At 40.1% G+C, this 22833-nt stretch carries 21 protein-coding genes; 12 read left to right on the plus strand and 9 right to left on the minus strand.

The genetic code is table 11. The features are described from left to right. Window positions 1–80: 80 nt before the first annotated feature. Window positions 81–1859: a hypothetical protein gene (locus ACOQO5_RS08020; RefSeq protein WP_420581170.1), complete on the minus strand. Its 1779-nt coding sequence runs from the start codon at window positions 1857–1859 to the stop codon at window positions 81–83. A 140-nt stretch (window positions 1860–1999) separates the two neighbouring features. Between ACOQO5_RS08020 and ACOQO5_RS08025 the strand changes: the two genes are divergently transcribed. The 9 genes from ACOQO5_RS08025 (at window position 2000) to ACOQO5_RS08065 (ending at window position 7609) form a co-directional block, all read left to right on the plus strand. After that, the gene (locus ACOQO5_RS08025) at window positions 2000–2215 is read left to right on the plus strand and encodes a PspC domain-containing protein (protein ID WP_420581171.1); all 216 of its coding nucleotides are present in this window, start codon (window positions 2000–2002) and stop codon (window positions 2213–2215) included. A gap of 109 nt (window positions 2216–2324) precedes the next feature. Continuing rightward, window positions 2325–3272 carry an acetyl-CoA carboxylase carboxyltransferase subunit alpha gene (locus tag ACOQO5_RS08030; RefSeq protein ID WP_420581172.1) on the plus strand — a complete coding sequence of 316 codons (948 nt, stop codon included), beginning with the start codon at window positions 2325–2327 and terminating at the stop codon, window positions 3270–3272. Between the two features lie 9 nt (window positions 3273–3281). Beyond that, window positions 3282–3836, plus strand: a complete 555-nt coding sequence (locus ACOQO5_RS08035) for a 1-acyl-sn-glycerol-3-phosphate acyltransferase (protein WP_420581173.1) — start codon at window positions 3282–3284, stop codon at window positions 3834–3836. Between the two features lie 27 nt (window positions 3837–3863). After that, complete coding sequence (locus tag ACOQO5_RS08040; protein WP_420581174.1) at window positions 3864–4082, plus strand: hypothetical protein; 219 nt, start codon at window positions 3864–3866, stop codon at window positions 4080–4082. 1 nt (window position 4083) lies between these two features. After that, window positions 4084–4305: a membrane protein insertion efficiency factor YidD gene (gene yidD, locus ACOQO5_RS08045; RefSeq protein WP_420581175.1), complete on the plus strand. Its 222-nt coding sequence runs from the start codon at window positions 4084–4086 to the stop codon at window positions 4303–4305. A gap of 82 nt (window positions 4306–4387) precedes the next feature. Next, window positions 4388–5329 (plus strand): fatty acid desaturase, encoded by a 942-nt coding sequence (locus tag ACOQO5_RS08050; RefSeq protein ID WP_420581176.1) that lies wholly within the window; start codon window positions 4388–4390, stop codon window positions 5327–5329. Between the two features lie 66 nt (window positions 5330–5395). Beyond that, the gene (gene fmt, locus ACOQO5_RS08055) at window positions 5396–6307 is read left to right on the plus strand and encodes a methionyl-tRNA formyltransferase (protein WP_420581177.1); all 912 of its coding nucleotides are present in this window, start codon (window positions 5396–5398) and stop codon (window positions 6305–6307) included. Window position 6308: 1 nt separating this feature from the next. Beyond that, complete coding sequence (locus tag ACOQO5_RS08060) at window positions 6309–6815, plus strand: dihydrofolate reductase (protein ID WP_420581178.1); 507 nt, start codon at window positions 6309–6311, stop codon at window positions 6813–6815. Next, window positions 6812–7609, plus strand: a complete 798-nt coding sequence (locus tag ACOQO5_RS08065; protein WP_420581179.1) for an SDR family NAD(P)-dependent oxidoreductase — start codon at window positions 6812–6814, stop codon at window positions 7607–7609. Before ACOQO5_RS08060 ends, ACOQO5_RS08065 begins: the two co-directional genes overlap by 4 nt. On the opposite strand, the gene ACOQO5_RS08070 is transcribed toward ACOQO5_RS08065, so the two are convergent. From ACOQO5_RS08070 to ACOQO5_RS08080, 3 genes are all read right to left on the minus strand, one after another. Beyond that, window positions 7606–8328 carry a YdcF family protein gene (locus tag ACOQO5_RS08070; RefSeq protein ID WP_420581180.1) on the minus strand — a complete coding sequence of 241 codons (723 nt, stop codon included), beginning with the start codon at window positions 8326–8328 and terminating at the stop codon, window positions 7606–7608. The genes ACOQO5_RS08065 and ACOQO5_RS08070 overlap by 4 nt on opposite strands. 48 nt (window positions 8329–8376) lie before the next feature. Next, complete coding sequence (locus ACOQO5_RS08075) at window positions 8377–11412, minus strand: ATP-binding cassette domain-containing protein (protein WP_420581181.1); 3036 nt, start codon at window positions 11410–11412, stop codon at window positions 8377–8379. 117 nt (window positions 11413–11529) lie between these two features. After that, window positions 11530–12435, minus strand: a complete 906-nt coding sequence (locus ACOQO5_RS08080; protein WP_420581182.1) for a hypothetical protein — start codon at window positions 12433–12435, stop codon at window positions 11530–11532. Window positions 12436–12587: 152 nt separating this feature from the next. On the opposite strand from ACOQO5_RS08080, the gene ACOQO5_RS08085 reads away from it, so the two are divergent. From ACOQO5_RS08085 to ACOQO5_RS08095, 3 genes are all read left to right on the plus strand, one after another. Then, window positions 12588–13226 carry a toxin-antitoxin system YwqK family antitoxin gene (locus ACOQO5_RS08085; RefSeq protein ID WP_420581183.1) on the plus strand — a complete coding sequence of 213 codons (639 nt, stop codon included), beginning with the start codon at window positions 12588–12590 and terminating at the stop codon, window positions 13224–13226. Between the two features lie 101 nt (window positions 13227–13327). Beyond that, the gene (locus ACOQO5_RS08090) at window positions 13328–13789 is read left to right on the plus strand and encodes a hypothetical protein (protein ID WP_420581184.1); all 462 of its coding nucleotides are present in this window, start codon (window positions 13328–13330) and stop codon (window positions 13787–13789) included. A 249-nt stretch (window positions 13790–14038) separates the two neighbouring features. After that, on the plus strand, window positions 14039–14215 hold the full coding sequence (locus ACOQO5_RS08095) for a PLDc N-terminal domain-containing protein (RefSeq protein WP_318172295.1): 177 nt from the start codon (window positions 14039–14041) through the stop codon (window positions 14213–14215). A gap of 22 nt (window positions 14216–14237) precedes the next feature. Here ACOQO5_RS08095 and dnaE read toward each other — a convergent pair whose 3' ends face one another. The 5 genes from dnaE to ACOQO5_RS08120 all read right to left on the minus strand — a co-directional run bounded on the left by dnaE (window position 14238) and on the right by ACOQO5_RS08120 (window position 22822). Next, a complete protein-coding gene (gene dnaE / locus ACOQO5_RS08100; protein WP_420581185.1) occupies window positions 14238–18452 on the minus strand; it encodes a DNA polymerase III subunit alpha in 4215 nt (1404 codons plus the stop codon). 243 nt (window positions 18453–18695) lie between these two features. Beyond that, window positions 18696–19691 carry a glycosyltransferase family 2 protein gene (locus tag ACOQO5_RS08105; protein WP_420581186.1) on the minus strand — a complete coding sequence of 332 codons (996 nt, stop codon included), beginning with the start codon at window positions 19689–19691 and terminating at the stop codon, window positions 18696–18698. A gap of 54 nt (window positions 19692–19745) precedes the next feature. Next, the gene (locus ACOQO5_RS08110; RefSeq protein WP_420581187.1) at window positions 19746–20045 is read right to left on the minus strand and encodes a hypothetical protein; all 300 of its coding nucleotides are present in this window, start codon (window positions 20043–20045) and stop codon (window positions 19746–19748) included. 93 nt (window positions 20046–20138) lie between these two features. Beyond that, a complete protein-coding gene (locus tag ACOQO5_RS08115) occupies window positions 20139–20891 on the minus strand; it encodes a succinate dehydrogenase/fumarate reductase iron-sulfur subunit (protein WP_420581188.1) in 753 nt (250 codons plus the stop codon). A gap of 8 nt (window positions 20892–20899) precedes the next feature. Further along, window positions 20900–22822: a fumarate reductase/succinate dehydrogenase flavoprotein subunit gene (locus tag ACOQO5_RS08120; protein WP_420581189.1), complete on the minus strand. Its 1923-nt coding sequence runs from the start codon at window positions 22820–22822 to the stop codon at window positions 20900–20902. Window positions 22823–22833: the final 11 nt, after the last annotated feature.

A 22833-nucleotide genomic window follows, 5' to 3' on the forward strand; every position in this document is an offset into this window, starting at 1 on the left:
TAAATAGGGTAGGGATAAAACAAAAAAAAAGTCTCACTTCATTGAAGAAGTGAGACTTTCCATTCAAATGATTCTATTTTCTATTGCAATGCTTCAGCTACTTGAGAAGCATAGTTTGAAAATTCAAGGTCGTTCAATGCCTTTTCTTTCAATTCAGGATCTTTTTCGATAGCCATTTTCAAGCTAGCTAGCATGTCAGCATCGTTTCTAAGTCTTGCAGAAGCAATTGCAGATGCATAGTAAGCTTTAGCGAATTCAGCATCTTGCTCAGAAGCATTACCAAAACCTGTTACAGCATTTTCAAAATCTTTGTTTAGCAGTAGAGCTAAGCCTCTGTTGAAAGCTACTGTAGTAGATTCGTTAGCTGTTTTCAATGATTCGAAAGCAGCATCATACTCGCCTCTTTTGATTTCCAAAGAACCTTTAACTGCATTCATGCCGGCAGCATGATCAGCAGATGGACCTTTTTCTAATCCTGCCACTACAGCGTCGTAAGCTTGAGCTTTGTCTCCTTGTAGAGCATAAGCAGTAGCCATGTTTGCTAGTACTTCAGCAGCGTTATTTTTGTTAGCAGCAATTTCCAATTGAGTAATAGCCATTTCAACTTTAGAAGTTCTTTCGTCACCTTCAGCAGCAATTGCCATTTCTAGGTACACAGCTCCTAAGTTGTTGTGTGATTGCCAGCTACCATCTTTCTTAGTAGATGCTTTGAAAATCGCTTCTCTTTCAGTCAAAGAAGGAGTCAAAGTTGCCGCAAACATCAATTCTTCACTTGAAAGAGTATCTGCACTAGCAGTACCTTCAGCTACTTGCTTTGCCAATACAGCAATTTCAGCATTTGTTTTCTTTTCTTTTACAGTAAGAACTTCAGTCTTTGCAGCTCTCAATCCAGGATAGATATCTTTAAAGATTGCTTTATATGAATCTAACTTCTGTAAAGCTTTTTCTTTGTCTTCAAAAACTCCTGATCCATTTACAACTTTCAAGATTTCAGACTTCTGTGCATCTGAAACGCCTTCGTATGCGCTCAAAGCATCTTTGAATGCTGTCCAATCTTCAACTACAGGCTTAAGGATGAAGTTGATAGAATCAGCCATGTCCTTATAGTCGTATCTTCTCATTTGCTGTCTGTAGTATCTTTCGATAGACTTAGCTCTTGCTTCAGACAATCCAGAGTTGATAGTTTCAGTACCTTCAGGAGAGTGAGTACCAGTAATTGTAACTGTTTTAGTCACGTTTTTGTCTGCGATGAAGGCAGAAAATTCTTTGCCTTTTGCACTTCTAGTCTCAGAGCTTCTCAATACTGAGCTTCCTTGATCGAAGAATAGATCAACATTTGTTGGCTCTAGCTCTTCTTGGTCATTATAACCGTGGAAAGCATACGCGCTATAGAACTCATCCTCAACCAATTGAGAGGTAGTGATGATTCCTTTAGCTACTTCAATTCTTGCAGCTTCTTTTGTTTTTGCGTTTTTGTCTACAGCTACTCCTTGTACTTCTAAAGTTCCTTGGCTAGTCGCTGGGTCGTAAAGAAAACCATAAGAAGCACTTTGTCTTGAAGTAGTAGTCTTGCTGTCAGGGAAGTCCGCTGCATCAAATACCATTTTGCCTACTTCAACTTCGCTATCTCCAGACTTGTAGTAAGTAGTTAGATTGTATACATAATTTTGTGGGAGCATTTTTGCTGGTAATACCACAGACATCTCAAAATTCACAGAGTCGCCATGTAATTCAAGTGGACTAGGTACTACATCTACTTGCTGGGTGGCAGCAAGCTTTACCATGTTGTTCAGAGCACTACAGCCTGATAACATTGTTAAGCCTACGAAAAAGGCTATTACAATATTCGATTTTCTCATTTGAATAATTGTTTTATTAAAATTGATATAACTTTTTGTACTTATTTTCGGAATAATTGCAATAATACGGAAAAAATAAATATATCCTAAACTAATAGAAGACAAATAAATTCGACGTTTTACGTTAATTTTGCAGGGTTATGAAAGGAATACAGGATTTTTTTGAGAAATATGCTTTTGGGGTTTGTACAAGACTAGGAGAGAAGCTAAGAATTCCATCCTCTAGTATTAGGTTATTCTTTATATATACCTCTTTCCTCACCTTTGGGTCGCCAGTATTAGTATATCTGATGTTGGCTTTTGTTATGAATTTCAGAAAACACATAAGAAGAAGGCATTCGCTTTGGTATCATTGATGTGATTCTCACACATTTGTTTTAGAATCTGCAGATATAAAGTATTTTTTCCTGGCCTTCAATTAGGAATTTATTTTTAGGTTTGCGTCTCAAATTTCATCATTAATCTATGCTATTAGAATTTGAAAAGCCCATAGCTGAGCTTGAAGAAAAGTTGGCTGATATGAAGATGCTCGCATCAAATAACGATGTAGATGTAAATGAAGCAGTTAAAACTTTAGAAAAGAAAATTAAAAAACTGAAAAAAGACACCTTCGAGAATCTCACTCGTTGGCAGCGCGTTCAGTTGTCTCGTCATCCTGAAAGGCCATACACGCTTGATTACATTTATGAAATAACTGATGAGTTTATTGAAATTCATGGTGATAGAACTGTTAAAGATGATAAAGCCATGGTCGGTGGATTTGCTTCTTTGGATGGGCAGACCGTAATGATCATAGGTCAACAGAAAGGAAGAAATACCAAACAGCGTCAAATTAGAAACTTTGGTATGGCAAACCCTGAGGGCTATAGAAAGGCATTACGTCTGATGAAGATGGCTGAAAAATTCAACAAGCCGATTGTTTGCCTTATCGATACGCCTGGTGCGTTTCCTGGACTGGAAGCGGAAGAGAGAGGACAGGGAGAAGCCATCGCAAGAAATCTCAAAGAGATGTTTATGCTTAAAGTACCTGTTATCTGCGTGATTATTGGTGAAGGTGCTTCTGGTGGAGCACTTGGAATTGGCATTGGAGATAGGGTATTGATGATGGAAAATGCATGGTATTCAGTGATCTCACCTGAAAACTGTTCTACAATTCTTTGGAGAAGTTGGGATTATAAGGAACAAGCGGCTGAGGCTCTTAAGCCTACAGCTAAAGACATGCTTGCCAATGGCATGGTAGATGGAGTTATAAAAGAGCCAGTTGGAGGAGCACACATAGACACTACAACTGCTGCTAAAGAGCTTAAAAAAACGCTTATATCCAGCTTAAATGAATTAGAGAAAATATCTCCGGAAGATAGAATTAGTCAGCGAATTGACAAATTTGGTAAAATGGGAGTGGTAGCCTCATAATTCTCTTTGATGCTGAAACTATTATTTACACTCATTTTTATTAAGATCCTTGGTTGGAAAATCGTAGGTGATATTCCAACTAACATAAAAAAATGTGTGATCGCTATTGCACCACATACGAGCAATTGGGATTTCTTCATTGGTGTGGTGGTTCGTCCTATTAAAAATTTACGGTCTTCTTTTTTGGTCAAAAAGGAATTGTACAAATTTCCTCCCTTGGGCTGGTTGCTTACAAGCATGGGCGGGATACCAGTAGATAGAGGAAGAAGAGCGAATAGTTTAATCGATCAGGTAGTTAAGATTTTTAACGAGCGAGAAGTGATGAGATTGGCTATTACGCCTGAAGGCACACGATCCAAAGTGAAAGATTGGAAAACTGGATTTCACCGCATTGCTATGGCTGCCAACGTTCCGATAGTGCCTTGCAGTTTTAATTTCCAAAAAAGAGAGGTTGAGTTTATGGAGCCTTTTTATCCCACTAATAAAATGGAAGAAGAAGTGGAGATGATGAGAAGGAAGTTTGTTGGGATTCCAGGTAAGCACCCGGAACTCGGCGTGGACTAAATCAGTATAATACCAAAAGAAATTGGTATGACTTTAATTATTATTTTGTTGTTAGTAGCTGCGGCCTTGCAGGTTGGTATATTTCTTTATTCAAGAAATTTGAAAAAGAAATGGAAAAACGATGATGTACTTGCCAAATATGAAATTAACTCCCGGAGTGATTTATTTTCCGCATTAAATCGTCGAGATATACCGGAAGAAGATCTCATCAAACTCAACGATATATACAATCGTCAGGAAGGTTGATATGAAAACTATTTTTAAAAAGCTTTTTCTTTTCCCCATCTGGATCTACCAATATAGCATATCTCCGCTTTTCCCATCTTCTTGTAGATTTTCACCTACGTGTTCTCAGTATGCCAAAGAAGCTATAGAAAAACATGGAGTAGGAAAAGGATTAATTCTTGGAATAAAAAGAATAGCGAAGTGCCATCCTTGGGGGTCTAGTGGTTATGACCCCGTTCCATGACCATTATCATGAATATTAGAAGGTCTTTATTTTTAAGAAGTAAAAACAACCTTATCTTTGCAGTTCATTAAACCGTAGCACATTGGAAAAGAAAAAAGGATTTTACTGGTCGGACGAAAGAGAGCCACACTTCAAAAGAAGAAAGGAAATTCTTGCTCAGCATCCTGAGGTGAAAGAGCTCTATGGAATCGACAAAGGATTGAAGTTTAAAATTCTTGGATTGGTCATTTTTCAGTTGGTTTCTGCGCCATTTATTGCCGAACTCGCTTGGTACTGGTATCTACCTATCGCTTATGTATTTGGCGCTTCTGTGAGCCATACGATATTTTTAGCCATACATGAATTGAGTCATGATTTGGCATTCAAAAAGAAAGTGCTAAACAATTGGTTGGCATTAATTGCGAATATTCCGATTGTTGTTCCCTATGCTATTTCATTTAAAACTTATCACTTGAAGCATCATTGGGAACAGGGAGATGAACACAACGATACTGACTTACCTACACAGATAGAAGCCAAAGTGTTTAGAGGCTTCTTGGGTAAAATTCTTTGGGCTACCAATCAGATATTGTTTTATGCTTTTCGTCCAATGTTCGTTCACCCGATCAAATTGGAAAAGTGGCACATTTATAATATCATTTTTCAGCTGGGTGCTATAGGAATTTATGGTTATTTCGTTGGGACTGGAGCCATAGTGTACTTGTTGCTTTCTATTTTTCTTGCTGGAAGTTTACACCCTTTGGCGGCTCATTTTATTGCCGAGCATTATGTGTTTAAAGAAGGGCAGGAGACTTATAGCTATTATGGTTGGTTGAATGTGTTTGCGCTGAACGTAGGGTATCACAATGAGCACCATGATTTCCCCAATATTCCGGGTACACGCTTACCGAAACTAAAAGAAACAGCACCAAGCTTTTACGACAATCTTTTTGTTCACAAATCATGGGTCAATGTGATTGTTCAGTTCATCACCAATCCAAAAATTGGTCTAAGCAGTCGGATCAAAAGAAACAATAGTATTTAGTACAGCTGAAAATAGAATCTCTCCGCTAATCCACGTAATTTCGAACCAACAATTAAGCGAGAGTATATGCGTATAGTTTTTATGGGTACTCCTGAGTTTGCGGTGCCTAGTCTTCAGATTTTACATGAAAATGGCTGCGACATTGTCGGAGTAATTACCGCTCCAGATAAACCAAAAGGTCGAGGTAAAAAACTTCAAGGTACACCTGTCAAAGAGTATGCGGAAAATGTAGGACTGCAAGTGCTGCAGCCTACCAATCTTAAGTCTGAAGATTTTCTATCTGAATTGCGAGCATTGAAGGCTGACCTACAGGTAGTTGTAGCGTTCAGAATGCTTCCAGAGGTAGTTTGGAATATGCCAATAGGCGGAACTTTCAACTTGCATGGATCTCTTCTTCCACAGTACCGTGGTGCAGCACCAATCAACTGGGCCATCATGAATGGTGAAAAAGAGACAGGTGTTACCACCTTCTTCCTCAAGCACGAAATTGATACGGGTAGTATCATCCTTCAAGAAAAAGAAACCATTGGTTCGGAAGATACTGTTGGAGATGTTTACGATAGATTGATGCATAAAGGGGCTGATTTGGTGCTTAAAACAGTAAAGACAATAGAAGCAGGAGACGTTCAGTTGAAGCCGCAAATCGAGTCAGATGATTTGAAGTCAGCGCCAAAAATTCATAAAGAAACTTGTGAAATAAACTGGGCCAAAGAAAGTGAAAAGATCAGGAATTTTGTTCGAGGATTGTCTCCCTATCCAGCCGCATGGACTACACTAGGAGGGAAGAAATTCAAAGTGTATAAAGTACAGTCTTCTGATAGAGAGCGTAATAAAGCGGTGGGTGAGTTTGAAACGGATAATAAAACTTACGTGTCGGTGAAAACAAATGATGGATGGCTAGATTTGATTGATCTTCAAATGGAAGGAAAAAAACGCATGCCAGTGGATGATTTATTAAGAGGGTTTAAATTTGACTGAAATGAAGATATCATTGATAGCGGCTATGACTAAAAACCGGGTCATTGGAATTAATAATGATTTGCCATGGCATTTGCCAAACGACATGAAGTATTTTATGGAGACTACAAAGGGACATGTGGTAATCATGGGGCGCAAAAATTTTGATTCATTACCTCCTAAGTTTAAACCATTACCCCATCGAACAAATGTTATTCTTACCCGACAACAGGGGTTTGATGTGGCTGACTGTGAAGTGTATAATGAGATCAAGGATGCCTATGCTTTTGCTGAAGAGCAGGGAGAACAAGAGTTGTTTGTAATAGGAGGTGGGCAAATTTATCAAATGGCCATGGAGCAAGCGGATATGATTTACCTGACAGAAATAGATGCTCATATTGAAAATGGAGAAGTGTTTTTTCCGGAGATGAAAGGTAATTGGAAGGAAGTGTCTAGAATTCATCATCCAGCAGATGACCGTCATCAATATGCATTTGATTTTGTAAAATACGAAAAGATAAAAAATTGAAATACTTCGAAAATAGAAATATCTGGATCACAGGGGCCTCAAGTGGCATAGGTGAGGGGTTGGTACAGCACTTGAGCAAAGTGAAATGTAACATTGTGATTTCAGCTCGTCGAGTGGAAGAATTAGAACGTGTGAAATCAGAAAATCAGCAGGGAGCGACAATTGAAATACTAGCACTTGATTTGGCTGATGGACCATCTCTGGAACAAAAGGCGAAGGAGGCTGAGGCTTTCTTTGGTGGTGTTGATATGCTCTTCAATAATGGAGGTATCAGTCAACGTGACAAAGTGATTAATACTTCCATGGAGGTACAGCGCCAGATCATGGAGGTCAACTATTTTGGAACAATTGCTTTATCAAAATATGTTCTCCCGGGAATGGTTGAGAGGGGATTTGGCCACCATATAGCTGTGACAAGTGCTGTCGGAATTCTATATTCCCCATTGAGAGCTGGCTATTCAGCCTCTAAACATGCTGTTCATGGTTTTTTTGATTGCTTACGTGCAGAGCATTTTGAAGATGGGATAAGGGTAACATTGATATTGCCAGGGTATGTCAATACGAAAATATCTTACAATGCACTTATGGGTGATGGCTCAAAGCAAAATACGCTGGATAAAGCTCAAGCCAATGGATTAACTGTGGACCAGTTGGTAGTTAAGATGCTCAAAAGTATTGCCGCTCAAAAAGAAGAAAGCTATATAGGAGGATTGAAGGAGGTGTTTGGAATTTATGTAAAACGTTTTTTTCCTACACTGTTCTCCAGAATTGTAAGGAAAGTGGCAGTTACCTAAAGGTAACCAGCAACCTTGTAAGCTATAATTCCAATCCATTCTTTAAATAGAATAGTCCAGATCTTCAATCCATATATAGAGGGAATAAGCGTATCGTCTGGTGTGTAATATAGTTCACGACCATAATGGTCAGTAGGGAATGACATGACATCCATTCCTACTTTCTCAAAACACTTTTTTGCTCTATACATATGAAAGGCCGAAGTGATTAATACCACTTTACTTGATGGGTTGGTAAATAGTTCTTTAGTGAAAAGCGCATTTTCTCTAGTGTTTCTTGCTTTGTCCTCTATGAGAATGTCAGCTTGCGGAACGCCAAAATTTAAAAGAAAATCCCTCATAGCATGAGCTTCTTTGTTACCTTCAAAAGTCAGTGTCCCACTGCCTCCTGTGATCATAATCTTTTCAATTATTCCCTTCTTGTAAAGGTCAATGGCATGCACAATGCGATCAGCTCCTTTGTTGAACTGCACTCGATCAAAAGGAGGCCTATTTGGGTTAGTAATACCTGAAAGCACAATACCATATGAATAGGTGCGCTCTACTTGATCATACTGTATGGCATTTGGCTCCCATGAATTAATCACAACAGTGGCTATAAATGGATTGGTGAAGAATATAAAAAGTCCAAAAGCTAGTCCTCTCAGTATTTTTTTGTGTCTATCCCTTTTAATGAATATAGAGGCAATAATCAGCCAAGCAACAAGACTGGTAGGCATTACTAGCCAATAAGCAATCTTGGACAGAACAAAGAACATCAGTTACTCTTATTTACCGAAACTGTTAACGACTTTTCTAAACCAGTCAAAATAAAGTGACACTACAAGCAATACTGACATCAACCAAATGACTACAACATTAAAATACAACGTGTCATAATAGTTGCCCATGAAATGCTTCTGAGGAGCATAAAAATGAGACCTAATATCCAGTGCATGATGAGGAACTGGTACATTATAAATAGGGTAGATCTTCTGGATCAATTCCTTTTTGGTTTCTAATAACCGGTTTTCAGCGGTGCTATTTTTTAGAAAAAACACGATGGCCTCATTCTCATTGTCTTTTCTAAGCTGAGCAAAAGCTTCCAACTTCTCTTCAGAGTCTGTCATCGTCTTTGTAAGCTTATCACGCTCTTCTGTGGCCTTCTTTAGACGGTTGTTGTAAATCTTTCTCATGATTTTGATGAACTTTTCAGTTTCATCAAAAGTGGCCTTGTCAAACTTGCCGGGTGTAAGGTTTTCTAAGGCTTTGAACTTATCTCTTGGAATTCCTCCCAATTCCATTTCCTTCGAAAGCTCTTTTTGAATAAGCTTTAACTTCTCAGTTACTTTTTGCTTTTTTTCACTTTCCTCTGAACCGAAATTAGAATGAACATAGTCAAGATTAGCTTCTATGGCTGAATAATAGTAAACGCTTTTGAACTCAGAGTTGGCAATGGTCTGGTCATACTCAAAGAAATTCCTTTCAAACTCATTGTCTTTAAATTGAGTCACGGCAAGTGCTTCATAACCCCATTTTGAAGCCATGAGTTCTCCAATGATTGGCACTTTTTTAGAATTGCTCAACCAAGGGTGAAGCTTGTCGAAGTTGACTACAACTCCACTCAATATGAGCTGAGGAATAATGAGCAGTGGAATCAAAATATATATCGTGACAGCCGAGTTGAAGGCTGAAGATATATTGAGTCCCATAATATTGGCAAAACAGGATACACTGAACATCACCAACCAAAAGGAGAAGGTCATACCATTAATTCCCAAGACAAGATCGCCGATTAGCACGAACATCAAGGTCTGTAGTGCAGATAGACCAAATAGAATGGCCATCTTAGAAACGAGGTAACTGAATCTGCTAAGGTTTAGGAACGATTCTCGCTTAAGGATTTTCCTGTCTTTAAAAATCTCTTCTGCACTCACTGTTAGCCCCATAAATAGCGCTACGATGATCGCCATAAAGAAAAAGGCCGGAATATTAGGGTTCTCCCTAAAAATGTAATCGTTTGAGCCCTCAGGTGTATACCTGATTATGAATGCCAGAATAACAGCGAGTAGTGGAGCTTCAAGTAGGTTGATCGCTAAATACTGCTTATTGCTGATTTTAGAAGCTATGTCACGATTCGCAAAAATCATCAACTGCTTAATCCTGTTAGGGATTTTAAGCGTTTTTTCCGGTTGATCTTCGGACTCATCTGCCGGCTTTATTGTTACTCTTTCTGTGAAGTAATTATTCCAGTCCTGTGGGGATATTTTTCTTTGATCAGTGAGCTTGCCATATTCATCTACCACTTTGGTTTCGATGATATTGAATATTTGCTCAGAATTTACATTTCCACATTCAATACAGGACCCAGCGTCTTTATCTATCAGATCAACAATGTTCTTAAAGTATATGACAGCTTCTACTGGATTGCCATAATAAATTTGATACCCACCGACGTCAAGAATGACGAGCTTGTCAAACATTTTGAAAATCTCCGAGGATGGCTGATGGATAACCACGAAAACCATTTTCCCTTTCAGAGAAAGTTCTTTCAGAAGATCCATGATGTTTTCTGAATCTCTGGAAGATAGGCCTGAAGTTGGTTCATCAACGAAGAGTACGGATGGTTCTCGAAGCAATTCGAGTCCAATGTTTACTCTTTTTCTTTGACCTCCACTAATTGTTTTTTGAAGAGGCGATCCTACCTTGAGATGACGCGTCTCATTCAGTCCCAGTGCTGAAAGCGTTTTATCAACCAACTCATGCAATTCTTCATTGCTCATGTCAGCAAAGCAAAGCTTGGCTGCATAATAGAGGTTTTCAGAAACAGTAAGTTCTTCAATCAAAAGATCATCCTGAGGGACATAACCAATTACTCCTTCGACTTTGCTCTTTTCTTTATTGATATCAATGCCATTGATTCGGACAGTGCCTTGAGATGGTGTTTCATTCCCATTCAATACATTAAGTAATGTGGATTTTCCGGCACCACTACCTCCCATAAGGCCGACAAGTTTTCCAGAGCTTTCTGCTATGGTTATGTCTCGTAATCCTTCGTGACCATTGGGAAAGGTGAAGCCAATATTTTCAGCAACAAAGGAAATTTTGGAATCTGATCCTTCCTCTCTAAACTCAGATACAACATCACTATAGTATATGGGATCTATTTTTGAGCTTCGAATCGTACTCCCTGATGAGAATACAATGATCTTATTTTTTCTAACATGAACTCCATTTAATGTAAGCGCAGAGTCACCCATGTATTTCATGAAATACATCTCAAGAGCAGGAAGTCTGAAGAAGGCTATGTATCCAGAAAGGAACGCTCTTTTCAGGTGTTTGGCTGCCGTATTTGGTCCGGCACCCTGGCTGTCATCTACGATCAGAATATTATCCGCACTCAGCTGGGAACGTTCTTTTGTGATCACAAATGACTTGATATGATCTACGGCTTTAGTGGAGAAATTAAACGACTCACCGATCAAATGTAGTAGTTCCAATTCTCTGTCCGAAATCTCACCGTCAGCCATGATCACCTCTAGAACTTTGAGGATGACAACAATTTTTTGTTGCTGAGTGAGTTCCTGATTGACCTGCTTGGCGAGGATGGTAATCTCTTTCTGCTCGCCAAACGAAACCTCGCGATCACCAGACATATGGCTGGTTAATTGATCGAACAATTGCATGTATTTAAGACTTTCGTCTTTGCTCAAGTTCTCAAGTAGGAAGTCTTCAATGGCACTTCTTTCGTCCTCAGTTACATCATCTTCTTTGGCTACAATTGCAAGTAGATGGATGATGGCTTTTAACAGTTGCTCACTCATAGTTTAGATTGAGATTTACGGATGGAATTGATCTTTAAATATAGGTCAAATTGGGGCAGAAATAAAAAAAGCATTGAACAATACATTCAATGCTTTTTGGACCCAAAGTATGGTTTGTTATTTCACCATTTCGGATCTAATTCTCTTTACTTCTGAGATGATATCAACTAACATATCTTTATTCAACATAAAGTTAGGGTCACCTTCAGCGATTTTCTTATCTATCTCTGCAAGGTCTTCTTGATAAAGTACTCTAAGGATATCAAATTCAGCAACTACTTCTGCTATGGTGTCATCGCTTTTTAAGTCTTTCAATAGTCTCACCACATCATTTAGAGGTTCTTTTTGGTCAATAATGATTTTAACCAATGGCTCTAAGATCAAATTTCTACTTGCTTCAGGAAGTAAATCTTCTGGATAAGTGTCGATAACCATTACTGAAAGGTATAATCCTTCGATATAGCTACCTGAAAGTACCAAGGCGATAGTTTGCAGTCTATCCGTTGCTTCTAATTTTTCTTCAGCAACATCCATTGCATAGTTTATTAAATTAGCTAGGGAGTCTCTGTTGCCAAGATTTCTTTCAAATCTCTCCATCAACTCTAATTCGAAAGCAGATGCAATTCCAATTTGGTCGGCAAGCTTTTGGCAAGTCTCCATGTACTTCAAGGCATCTTGCACCTGATCATAAGCAGACAGATATCCAATGTCAGTCGCGTAAGCCCCAAGGTTCATGGCAGCTTTGTCAGTAGAATTTTCGTATTTAGTTACGTTGTTCAAGTCGTTGATCAAATCTGCATTGAAATCAGATCCGGTAGCTTGAAGCAAGTAAGGAACTTCTGATGGTGGTGGCATGTCATGTACCACTTTGTCAATTTCTTGGATAAGCTGGTTTTCGGCTTCTTCAAAAGCTTCAGCTTCAATTTCAGCGGTAACTTTTTTAGAATTTCCTCCGCAAGAACAAATGAAAACAGTCAACGCAATAGCAAAGCAAAGGTTGATGGTTTGTTTATAGTTGATCATAGTTTGTGTTTTATGAATTTCTCAACGCCAATTTTAATATATTTTTGAATGGATATAAAGCACTGTTTGAATTAATTTGAACCGTTGCGTCTGATTGGAGGTAAAATTGATTAATAATTGATATTATTCAGAAAACACCCGTATACATACTTATGGATTTTAAAAAATACCTTTTACTGCTTATCTGTTTTTGTTCAGTTAACACCAAGCAACTTTGGGCTCAAGATAAAACGCAGATATTTTACCCGAATGGCATCTTAAAATCGGAAGGCATTCTCAATGAAAACGAGAAATCTGGTCAATGGACTTATTATTACCCGTCAGGGGAAGTCAACGCTATAGAGAATTATTTAGAAGGAGAGCTAACTGGAATATCGACTACTTTTTATGAAAATGGTAATTTGAAGAGCAAAGAAAACTGGCGCGATGGTCTTCTTGAGGATAGTGCTTCTTATTACTACGAATCTGACCAACTCAAAAGAAAAGGGATTTACAAAATGGGATTGTATGCTGGAGAATGGATTTCCTTTCATGAAAATGGGAATTTGAAAAGCAAAGGGTCATATAATCTGGGAATGCCAGACGGTATGTGGCAGGTTTTTACTGAAGATGGAATTCTTTTTCAAAAAGGAAAATACAAAGACGGAAAGGAAGAAGGCTACTGGGAGTTTTTTGATGGAGATGGGCGAATCAATTTTTCGGGAAACTACAGGTTAGGTAAAGAAGTAGGAGAATGGTTTGAGTATTCTAAGAAGGGGAAGAAAAAGCTGTATTTTGACTATGGTAAATAACTAATATTTTTGGTGCCAGTCTTATGATTTATTGCGTTGCTTAGGGGGAGTTGTTTTTTTGGTTGACTTAGTAGTATTAAAACAAAACCATGCCTTAACTCATGCAACAACAAACCAAACTTATCCTCCTTTTCATGTTCCTTTGGTTGGTACAAAAAGCTCAGGCACAAAACGACAAGCGTGCAGAAAATACAATCCTTAGGCTCGAAAAAGAAAAAACCCCATACTCTAAATCTAAAAATAAATACCTTCTTAGTAATGGATTTGATGTCAATAGCTATGAATGGGATGATCCCGAGATTAACCTGTGTCTGAAAAAATCCTTGAAAAATCGAGCAGCATCCAACGTGACTTTAGGCTCAGGAGTGGGTTTGGTTATTCTAAATTTGGCTGTAAATGTCATGGGTCAACTTGCACATACTGCCAATAATAACTCAGAAGGGGAGTACAAGCCATATACTTCTCTGTACTGGATTGGTGGTGCAGCCATTTGTTCTTCGGTAGTATTTCGTCTTGTTTCTTCCAAGCAAATTAAAAAAGCAAATCGTCTTAATAAAAGCTGATTATAATAACCAAGCCATAAAATGGACATCTGTCAGGAGCGAACTAATTTGAGGCCATATCTCGTCAGTGTACATCTATTCTCGGATCGAACAACCCAATTCTTTGAGTGCTAAAAGCAAAGCAAAAAACTCTGTTCAATTGAGGGAATTTAGATAGTCTGAGTTAATCTATTTCTTAGCGTAGGATAATTGTCTGTTGGAAAAAGAGTATATTAAGAATCAATCATTCTCAACAAACCGTCAATTATTATGGATACAAATTCTATTCTTTACCTAGTAGCCTTGATTAGTGCTATTTGGGTGATCTTTGAAGTGCTGACTAAACAAAAAAGTATGAGTGGTGGAAGTAAAGCCTTGTGGATTATCTGTGCTTTGTTTTTCAGTATTATTACAGCAATCGTTTACTATTTCACTAAGAAAAAGTAAGTGACTTGCCTGGCCAATATGGTCAGGCAATCACCTTATACTGAATTTCATCCATCGCTTCCAACTTATCAAGCAATCCATTATCCGGTTCAATTTTCACTTTACGTGAAAGTAAATTGACTTGCATATTTTCTTCTTCGTCCACGATATCAAGTTTGAGTAAACTGCTGCCCGCGTATTCAGTTGTCAGTTTTTTAATCTCATGAATCAAACCATCATTCACGTCTTTTAGCTTAATTCTCAAGTTCAAGCCTTTGGTTTTTTCTCCTCTGATTTCGGTGAGCAAATCCATGGACTTTACTTTGAGTTCTAATTCTTCACCTTTCCAGCGGTTTTGTACTGCGCATTGGAAGTAAAGAAACCATCCAGTTTCAAAATATTCTTTGAATTTGATGTAGTCGTCCGAAAATAAAAAGAAAGTAAACGAGTCTGTGAAATCCTCTAAAGTGATGGTCCCAAAAGGCTTGCCGTTTTTAGTGACTCGGTGCCCCACAGCTGAGACCTGGCCAGCGATTTTTATGCTTCCTTTTTTCTGTAGCTCGGTCAGCTCGCCGTTGAGTTCTTTGATTGACGTATTGGTGAATTGGTCAATTTCAAACTTGAACTGATCCAGTGGATGTCCAGAGATATAGAGTCCAACCACTTCTTTCTCTATCCTTAACTTTTCTAACTCTGAAAAAGGCTCAACGTTAGAAACCGTAGGAGTAGGGATAGATACTCCAGAATCTCCTCCAAACAAAGAAGCTTGCGCACTGGCTTCTTCCTGCTCCATTTTGTTGGCGTACTTGATAGCCTTTTCGATCAAGCTAGGTTCTCCGTCATCCGTGATTAGGTATTGTCTTCTGTGATATACTTCAAAGCAGTCGAAGCCACCAGACTGAGCCAATGCCTCTAATGTCTTTTTATTAACAGATCTTAGGTTGATTCGAGTCACAAAGTCGAAGAAGTCTTTGAACTTGCCATTCTCTTCACGTTCTTCAATAATGGAAATGGCCGCTGCCTCACCCGCACCTTTGATGGCACCCATTCCGAATCTAATTTTCCCTTCGTCATTCACTTGAAAGAAAACCCCCGATTCATTGACATCTGGTCCTAAAACAGGAATCTTCCTCACCCGGCATTCTTCCATAAAGAAACTTACCTTTTCAATATTATTTTGGTTGTGCGTGAGCACGGCTGCCATATACTCGGCAGGGTAGTGGGCCTTGAGATACGCGGTATGATAGGCTACTACAGAGTAACACGTGGAATGAGACTTGTTGAACGCGTAGGCGGCGAAGGCTTCCCAGTCCTTCCATACTTTTTGGACTTTGGCTTCATCGTGGCCCCGTTCGAGGCAACCCTCTACAAACTTGGGTTTAAGTTGATCTAGAATGGCCTGGATCTTCTTACCCATGGCCTTTCGAAGCATGTCTGCCTCACCTTTGGTAAATCCAGCCAATTTCTGCGAAAGACGCATCACCTGCTCCTGATAGACTGTGATGCCATATGTTTCGGCTAGGTATTCTTCCATCCCGTCGAGATCATATTCGATCTCTTCGGTTCCCATCTTACGAGCAATAAAGTTGGGGATGTACTCCATCGGGCCTGGACGATACAAGGCATTCATAGCAATCAAATCTTCGAACCTATCTGGCTTGAGTGAGCGCAAGTGCTTCTGCATACCCGGCGACTCAAACTGGAAGGTACCGTTGGTCTCGCCACGTTGATAGAGCTCGTAGGTTTTTTTATCGTCAAGCGGAATGTCGTCTGGGATGATTTCTACATCATGTCGTTTTTTTACATTGGCGCAGGCAGTCTTGATAATGGAAAGGGTTTTTAGGCCCAAGAAGTCCATTTTCAACATCCCTGCACTTTCCACCACGCTGTTGTCGAACTGCGTCACCAAAAGATCCGAGTCTTTGGCTACCCCAACTGGTACATGTTGGGTGATGTCACTTGGCGTAATGATTACACCGCAAGCATGGATTCCTGTATTTCGAACTGACCCTTCCAGTACCCTTGCTTGTTGTATTACTTCAGATTTTAACCCATGCCCGCTTTCCATAGATTGGAGTTCTTTCACTTCTTTGAAAGCCTTTTCTAAACTGATGCCTGGTCTTTCAGGAATCAGTTTGGCGATTGAGTCTGTATCCGGTAGTGGTAGCTCCATCACTCGGCCAGAATCTCGGATGGATGACTTTGCTGCCATGGTACCGTAGGTAATAATCTGAGCTACCTGAGTTTGCCCGTATTTATCAATCACATATTGAATGACCTTATCACGCCCTTCGTCGTCAAAATCAATATCAATATCGGGAAGAGATACACGATCTGGGTTCAAGAAACGCTCAAAAAGTAGGTCGTAGGCGATGGGGTCTACATTCGTAATGCCAATGCAATAGGCCACGGCTGATCCTGCCGCCGAACCACGACCTGGTCCTACGGAGACACCCATTTCTCTCGACTTGGTGGTGAAGTCCTGGACAATAAGGAAATAACCTGGGTAACCAGAGTTTTCGATTGTTTTTAGCTCAAAGTCGAGACGTTCGGTGATTTCTTCAGTAATCTCACCATAGCGTCTTTTTGCACCTTCATATGTCAGGTGGCGGAGAAAATTGTTTTCACCGCGTTTGCCACCATCTTCGTCGTCTTTTGGGTCCTTGAATTCTTCTGGAATGTCGTATGCCGGCAAGAGTACGTCTCGAGACAGTCGATATTCCTCTACAGTATCAATAAGGAGTTTTATGTTTTCAACGGCTTCAGGTATGTCGGCAAACAATGCCTTCATTTCTTCTTGGCTTTTGAAATAATACTGATCATTCGGAAGGGCATCTCTGTATGCACGTCCTCTACCTACTTCGTCGTTGATGCTTTTACCATCTTTGATGCAGAGCAATACATCGTGTGCTTTTGATTCATCTTTGTCCAAATAATGAACGTGGTTAGAAGCGATCAATTTGATGTTGTGCTTTTTAGCAAATCCCTGAAGGATTTCGTTCAAGTGATTCTCTTCATCTAAACCGTGTCGGTTGAGTTCGATATACAAATCATCTCCAAATTGTTCCTTCCACCAGAGAAGTGCTTCTTCTGCTTTTTCTTCTCCTTGGTTTAGTGCCAATGAAGGCACCTCACACATCAAACCACCAGTCAGACAAATGATGTCTTCTTTGTACTGTTGGATGAGTTCTTTGTCGATTCTCGGGTAAAATCCATACAGGCCCTCCATATGTCCTAGAGAAGAAAGTTTGGCCAGGTTGTGATAGCCTTTCTTGTTTTTGGCAAGAAGTACAATCCTCGTCATACGATCTGGATTGTCTTTGGTGAATTTGAGTGTTTTTCTTTCTTCAGAAATGAAAAATTCCTGACCTAAAATAGGTTTGATTCCTTCTTTGATGGCACCTTCCACAAAGTGGTATCCTCCGTACATGTTTCCTAAATCCGTCAGACCCACAGCTGGCATTCCCATTTCCTTTGCTTTAGCAATCAAGGGCTTGATTTTAGGGGTGGCCTGAAGTACAGAGAACTGTGAATGCACATGCAAATGGCAGAATGGTGCATCGATAGCTTTGGCCGCTTCAGTATCAATGTCAATGCCTTTGTTATTGTCTTTGACAGCAAAATTGGCTGCTGCCAAATCTGGTGCTTCATACTTGATGTTTTCTTTCGATGTGTCATCCAGCGGAGCGATCACACCTTCGGTCAAAAGTCCAAAGAAACATTTGGCTGTGGCATCCACGTCATATGCTGCATCGTGCGCATCGTCGAACCCAACGCCGAAAAGCTTGGTATGGAGCTCGGTTAGGGTAGGCCATTTGAATTTGCCTCCTCGTCCGGGAATGGCTACAAATTCAGTCGATTCGTCTTTAGTGTCTATGGAATCAACTGATGCCAGGTCATTGTTTCTTTCTTTTCTTAAATATTCCGCGCCTACAATGTTAAGATCAAACTCTACATTGTGTCCGATTACTGCTTTGATCTGCGTAAGGTCTTCAGAAAAGATGCTGAGCACTTCATTCAGGTCATGACCTTCCTCTTCAGCTCTTTTGGTGGAGATGCCGTGAATCTTTTGGGCGTTGAAGGGTATGGTATAGCCTTCTGGTTTGATGATGTAGTTTTTGTCGCTGATCAGAGAACCATCATTCGCATGTACTTGCCAAGCCAGCTGCACCAGGCGTGGCCAGTTGTCAAGATCCTCCAGAGGAGCATTATAATTTTTCGGTAGTCCAGTGGTCTCGGTATCGAATATTAGGTACATGTGCGACTAATTTATTATGTCATCTCGACGCTAGGAGAGATCTTATTGTAGCTAACAACGATGCTAGAAATGATGAAGATTTCTCGTTTCACTCGAAATGACATGGTGGTTATTTCGTAAGTGCAAATAGGACTTTAAAGCTAGGAATTTCGTTTGGATAAACGGTACGTAAAGGAGGGAAGTTTTCCACATATTGCGGTGAAAACTCATCCAATGTTTCAAATTTTGGAAGAGTTCCAGTCGTCATCCCGCAATGATATAATTCTTTCCCTCTCGGTAGTCTTTAGAATCTAGAAATGATCTTACTTCATCACGTTTATTTCTATTCGTGATATAGCTAAGGATGAAGGGCTGAGTTTCAATTTGTATGTTTTTAAAGTGTACACACGAGAAGCCATTCAATTGTTTGCCTTTCTTGATATCAATGTACCCCACGATCTCAATGCCATGATTGAGCAATAGCTGACTTCGTTTTAATCCAAACTTACCTGCACCCCAAATCCACACTTTAGTTTGGTTGATGTTTTTTAAGTGTATTGTGAGGTATTTCGTTTTAATTCGAAAGAAAGCATCGCTTTGGTAGCGTGAATCTGTTCTGGTTAGTCTTTTCAAACTGTCGTGCCAGTCGAGCAAGGGTAGGGGGAGTTTTTCTATTTTGAACCCCTTGTTGATGGCACGTAAAAACCACTCGTAGTCCTCTGGAAAATCACCTTCTTTTAAATAGCCCACCTCTTCCAGCAGCGATCGCCGAAACATAAGGGTTGGGTTGACTACTGGAAATTCTACGAATCGGTTCTGATAGATGTCTTTCCAAGAGACTAATGCATTGCTCCATTCTACGAAATGTGAAAAATCGCTAAGTTCTTTGTTTTCGGTTTTGTAATTGGCTTGCGAGGCAGAAATGGAGATATCAGGATTGGATTCCAGGTGCCTTAATTGTCTTTCTAATCGTTCGGGTTGTGCAACATCATCAGCATCCATTCGAGCGATGAATTCACCTTTGGCTGCTCTCATGCCAGTGTTGGCAGCGAAGACTACGCCTTGTTGAGTTTCGCTGAGTAGTTGTATTCTTGAATCGGTTTGAGCCAATTGTTTGGCAATGGACTCACTGTTATCTGTTGAGTTGTTGTTGATAAGGAGGAGTTCGAAATCGGAATAGGTTTGGTTGAGGATGCTAGTAATTGCTTGTTTTAAGCAACTTTGAGCATTGTAGAATGGCAGAACTACGGAGATTAACATGGTATAAAAAAAGGTTCATCATGCGATAAACCTTTAATCTAATTCTCTTTGATTTTATCCAAATGAAAGTAAAATACCACAATCTGAAATTATTTCCAGAAGCTTAAATGCATCAGCATCGGAAAAATCTTCATTTTCAAATTGACTTTTACTGAATTCATTAGTCACTTGATCTGCGAAGCATTGGCATTGTTCTTCTGTACCTGATTCATCCGAAACGCATTCGGATACAAGTTGTTCTTTTTCTGCATCAGTCCAGCCGTTGTCATCCTCATCGTCATCACAAGAGGTGGCAACAAACAGCATAGGTAATACGAATACGATCGCCAAAAAGGCATTTTTTACTTTGTTCATAATATTAAGTTTAGTTCATTGATTGAGTAATATATAAAAAATGCCATTACTGCGCGATGCAATAATGGCATTGAATTCTTGTATATCGAAGGACTAGATGTTATCCGATGAAGCCTTAGCAGATAGGTATTCTCTGTTCAATCTAGCAATGTGTGTCACACTAATCTCCTTTGGACAAACCGCTTCGCAAGCCTGGGTATTGGTGCAGTTACCAAAACCTTCTTCTTCCATCTGCGCTACCATGTTTTCTACACGAGTATGACGCTCTACTTGTCCCTGAGGCAATAGCGCCAATTGAGAAACTTTAGCTGCAGTAAAAAGCATTGCAGAAGCGTTTTTACAAGCGGCCACGCAAGCGCCACATCCAATACACTGAGCGGCATCCATGGCCTCATCAGCGATAACTTTCGGAATAGGAATTTCATTAGCATCAGGTACACCTCCAGTGTTCACATTGACATAGCCGCCAGCCTGAATGATTCTGTCGAACGACCCTCTGTCTACTACCAAATCCTTTTGCACAGGGAAAGCGGCTGCTCTCCACGGTTCGATAACAATGATGTCACCGTCTTTGAAAGATCTCATGTGTAGCTGGCAAGTGGTCACGGCGTCTTTTGGGCCGTGAGGTTTACCATTGATATATAATGAACACATACCACAAATACCCTCCCTACAATCATGATCGAAGTGTACTGGGTCCTTACCTTCTCTGGAAAGGTCCTCGTTCAATACGTCCAGCATTTCAAGAAATGACATGTCTGGCGATACGTCCGAAACATCGTATGATTCGAAAGCACCCTTATCGTTTGCGTTTTTCTGTCTCCAGATTTTTAATTTCAGATTCATATCAATTCTTATTTATAGCTTCTTTGGGTCAATTTCACATTTTCGAATTCTAATGGCTCTTTGTTGAGTTTTTCCTCTTTTCCTTCGCCTTGGTATTCCCAAGCGGCTACATAAGAAAACTCGTCATCGATTCTTAAGGCTTCGCCTTCAGGTGTCTGTGATTCTTCACGGAAGTGGCCGCCACAAGACTCTTTTCTGTTTTGTGCATCGTCGATCATTAACTCTCCAAGTTCAATAAAGTCTGCTACCCTGTTGGCTTTTTCGAGAGACATATTCATCTCTTCATTGTCACCCAATACTTTTACATTCTTCCAGAATTCTTCTTTCAAAGCCTTGATTTTGCTCTTGGCAGTATTCAAGCCTTCTTCATTTCTGGCCATACCGCAGTATTCCCACATGATGTGGCCGAGCTCTTTGTGGAAGTCATCTACAGTCTTCTCACCATTGATACTCAATAGTTTTTGAATTCTGTCTTTTACTTCTTTTTCGGCTTTTTGGAATTCTTCGTGGTCTGTTGGGATCTTTTCATATGGCATGTCGGCCAAATAATCTCCAATCGTGTATGGTAAAACAAAGTACCCATCAGCTAGCCCTTGCATCAATGCAGACGCGCCAAGTCTATTGGCACCGTGATCAGAAAAATTGGCTTCACCAGCAGCATACAATCCAGGAACAGTAGTCATCAGGTTGTAATCCACCCAAAGACCACCCATGGTGTAGTGAACTGCCGGATAGATCATCATTGGCATTTCGTATGGGTCATCTCCTGTGATCTGCTTGTACATATCAAAGAGGTTACCATACTTGCCTTTTATAGTATCGTAGCCGTCTCGCTTGATAGCATCAGAAAAATCAAGGAAAACAGCCAATCCTGTATTGCCTACTCCACGACCTTCGTCGCACATTTGTTTGGCGTTTCGAGAAGCCACATCTCTTGGTACCAGGTTGCCAAATGCAGGATATTTTCTCTCCAAGTAGTAATCTCTATCTTCTTCAGCAATCTTAGCCGCATCAGCTGCTTTCAATCCTTTAACAGCTGTTTTTGGTACCCAAATTCTACCGTCGTTTCTGAGAGATTCAGACATCAAAGTCAATTTAGACTGGTGATCGCCTGATACTGGGATACAAGTCGGGTGTATTTGTGTGTAACAAGGGTTGCCAAAGAAAGCGCCTTTTTTGTGGGCTCTCCAAGCTGCAGTCACGTTTGATCCCATGGCATTGGTCGATAGGAAGAATACGTTGCCGTACCCTCCAGTAGCTAATACTACGGCATGAGCACTATGAGATTCGATCTCGCCAGTGATTAAGTTTCTTGTTACGATACCTCTTGCCTGACCGTTTACGATCACAACGTCTAGCATTTCAGTTCTGGCATGCAGCTGGACTTTTCCGGAAGCGACTTGTCTGCTTAATGCACTATATGCGCCTAGAAGCAACTGCTGTCCTGTTTGACCACGAGCGTAGAACGTACGTGAAACCTGCGCTCCACCAAATGAACGGTTGTCTAAAAGCCCGCCATAGTCACGTGCGAAAGGAACGCCTTGCGCTACGCACTGGTCAATGATATTAACCGACACTTCAGCTAATCGGTGAATGTTGGCTTCTCGACCTCTGTAGTCACCACCTTTAATTGTATCGTAAAACAATCTAAAGACTGAGTCTCCATCGTTTTGATAATTTTTTGCTGCATTGATACCGCCTTGTGCGGCAATACTGTGCGCCCGTCTAGGGCTATCTTGAAAGCAGAATGATTTTACATTGTAACCAAGTTCGCCAAAGGAAGCGGCGGCTGCAGCACCTGCGAGTCCGGTACCTACTACGATTACATCATATTTTCTTTTATTGGCTGGGTTGACCAGTTTGCTTTTGAATTTGTGATTCGTCCACTTTTCAGCTAACGGTCCTTCAGGTATTTTGGAATCTAAAGCCATTATAAATAGGT

Origin of the sequence: Reichenbachiella sp. (assembly GCF_965223055.1) — a bacterium.
Taxonomy (GTDB): domain Bacteria; phylum Bacteroidota; class Bacteroidia; order Cytophagales; family Cyclobacteriaceae; genus Reichenbachiella.

Coding starts and splice junctions, on each gene's coding strand:
- ACOQO5_RS08020 (WP_420581170.1), bottom strand. CDS start 1,859: ATGAGAAAATCGAATATTGTAATAGCCTTTTTCGTAGGCTTAACAATG.
- ACOQO5_RS08025 (WP_420581171.1), top strand. CDS start 2,000: ATGAAAGGAATACAGGATTTTTTTGAGAAATATGCTTTTGGGGTTTGT.
- ACOQO5_RS08030 (WP_420581172.1), top strand. CDS start 2,325: ATGCTATTAGAATTTGAAAAGCCCATAGCTGAGCTTGAAGAAAAGTTG.
- ACOQO5_RS08035 (WP_420581173.1), top strand. CDS start 3,282: ATGCTGAAACTATTATTTACACTCATTTTTATTAAGATCCTTGGTTGG.
- ACOQO5_RS08040 (WP_420581174.1), top strand. CDS start 3,864: ATGACTTTAATTATTATTTTGTTGTTAGTAGCTGCGGCCTTGCAGGTT.
- yidD (WP_420581175.1), top strand. CDS start 4,084: ATGAAAACTATTTTTAAAAAGCTTTTTCTTTTCCCCATCTGGATCTAC.
- fmt (WP_420581177.1), top strand. CDS start 5,396: ATGCGTATAGTTTTTATGGGTACTCCTGAGTTTGCGGTGCCTAGTCTT.
- ACOQO5_RS08060 (WP_420581178.1), top strand. CDS start 6,309: ATGAAGATATCATTGATAGCGGCTATGACTAAAAACCGGGTCATTGGA.
- ACOQO5_RS08070 (WP_420581180.1), bottom strand. CDS start 8,328: ATGCCTACCAGTCTTGTTGCTTGGCTGATTATTGCCTCTATATTCATT.
- ACOQO5_RS08075 (WP_420581181.1), bottom strand. CDS start 11,412: ATGAGTGAGCAACTGTTAAAAGCCATCATCCATCTACTTGCAATTGTA.
- ACOQO5_RS08080 (WP_420581182.1), bottom strand. CDS start 12,435: ATGATCAACTATAAACAAACCATCAACCTTTGCTTTGCTATTGCGTTG.
- ACOQO5_RS08085 (WP_420581183.1), top strand. CDS start 12,588: ATGGATTTTAAAAAATACCTTTTACTGCTTATCTGTTTTTGTTCAGTT.
- ACOQO5_RS08090 (WP_420581184.1), top strand. CDS start 13,328: ATGCAACAACAAACCAAACTTATCCTCCTTTTCATGTTCCTTTGGTTG.
- ACOQO5_RS08095 (WP_318172295.1), top strand. CDS start 14,039: ATGGATACAAATTCTATTCTTTACCTAGTAGCCTTGATTAGTGCTATT.
- dnaE (WP_420581185.1), bottom strand. CDS start 18,452: ATGTACCTAATATTCGATACCGAGACCACTGGACTACCGAAAAATTAT.
- ACOQO5_RS08105 (WP_420581186.1), bottom strand. CDS start 19,691: ATGTTAATCTCCGTAGTTCTGCCATTCTACAATGCTCAAAGTTGCTTA.
- ACOQO5_RS08110 (WP_420581187.1), bottom strand. CDS start 20,045: ATGAACAAAGTAAAAAATGCCTTTTTGGCGATCGTATTCGTATTACCT.
- ACOQO5_RS08115 (WP_420581188.1), bottom strand. CDS start 20,891: ATGAATCTGAAATTAAAAATCTGGAGACAGAAAAACGCAAACGATAAG.
- ACOQO5_RS08120 (WP_420581189.1), bottom strand. CDS start 22,822: ATGGCTTTAGATTCCAAAATACCTGAAGGACCGTTAGCTGAAAAGTGG.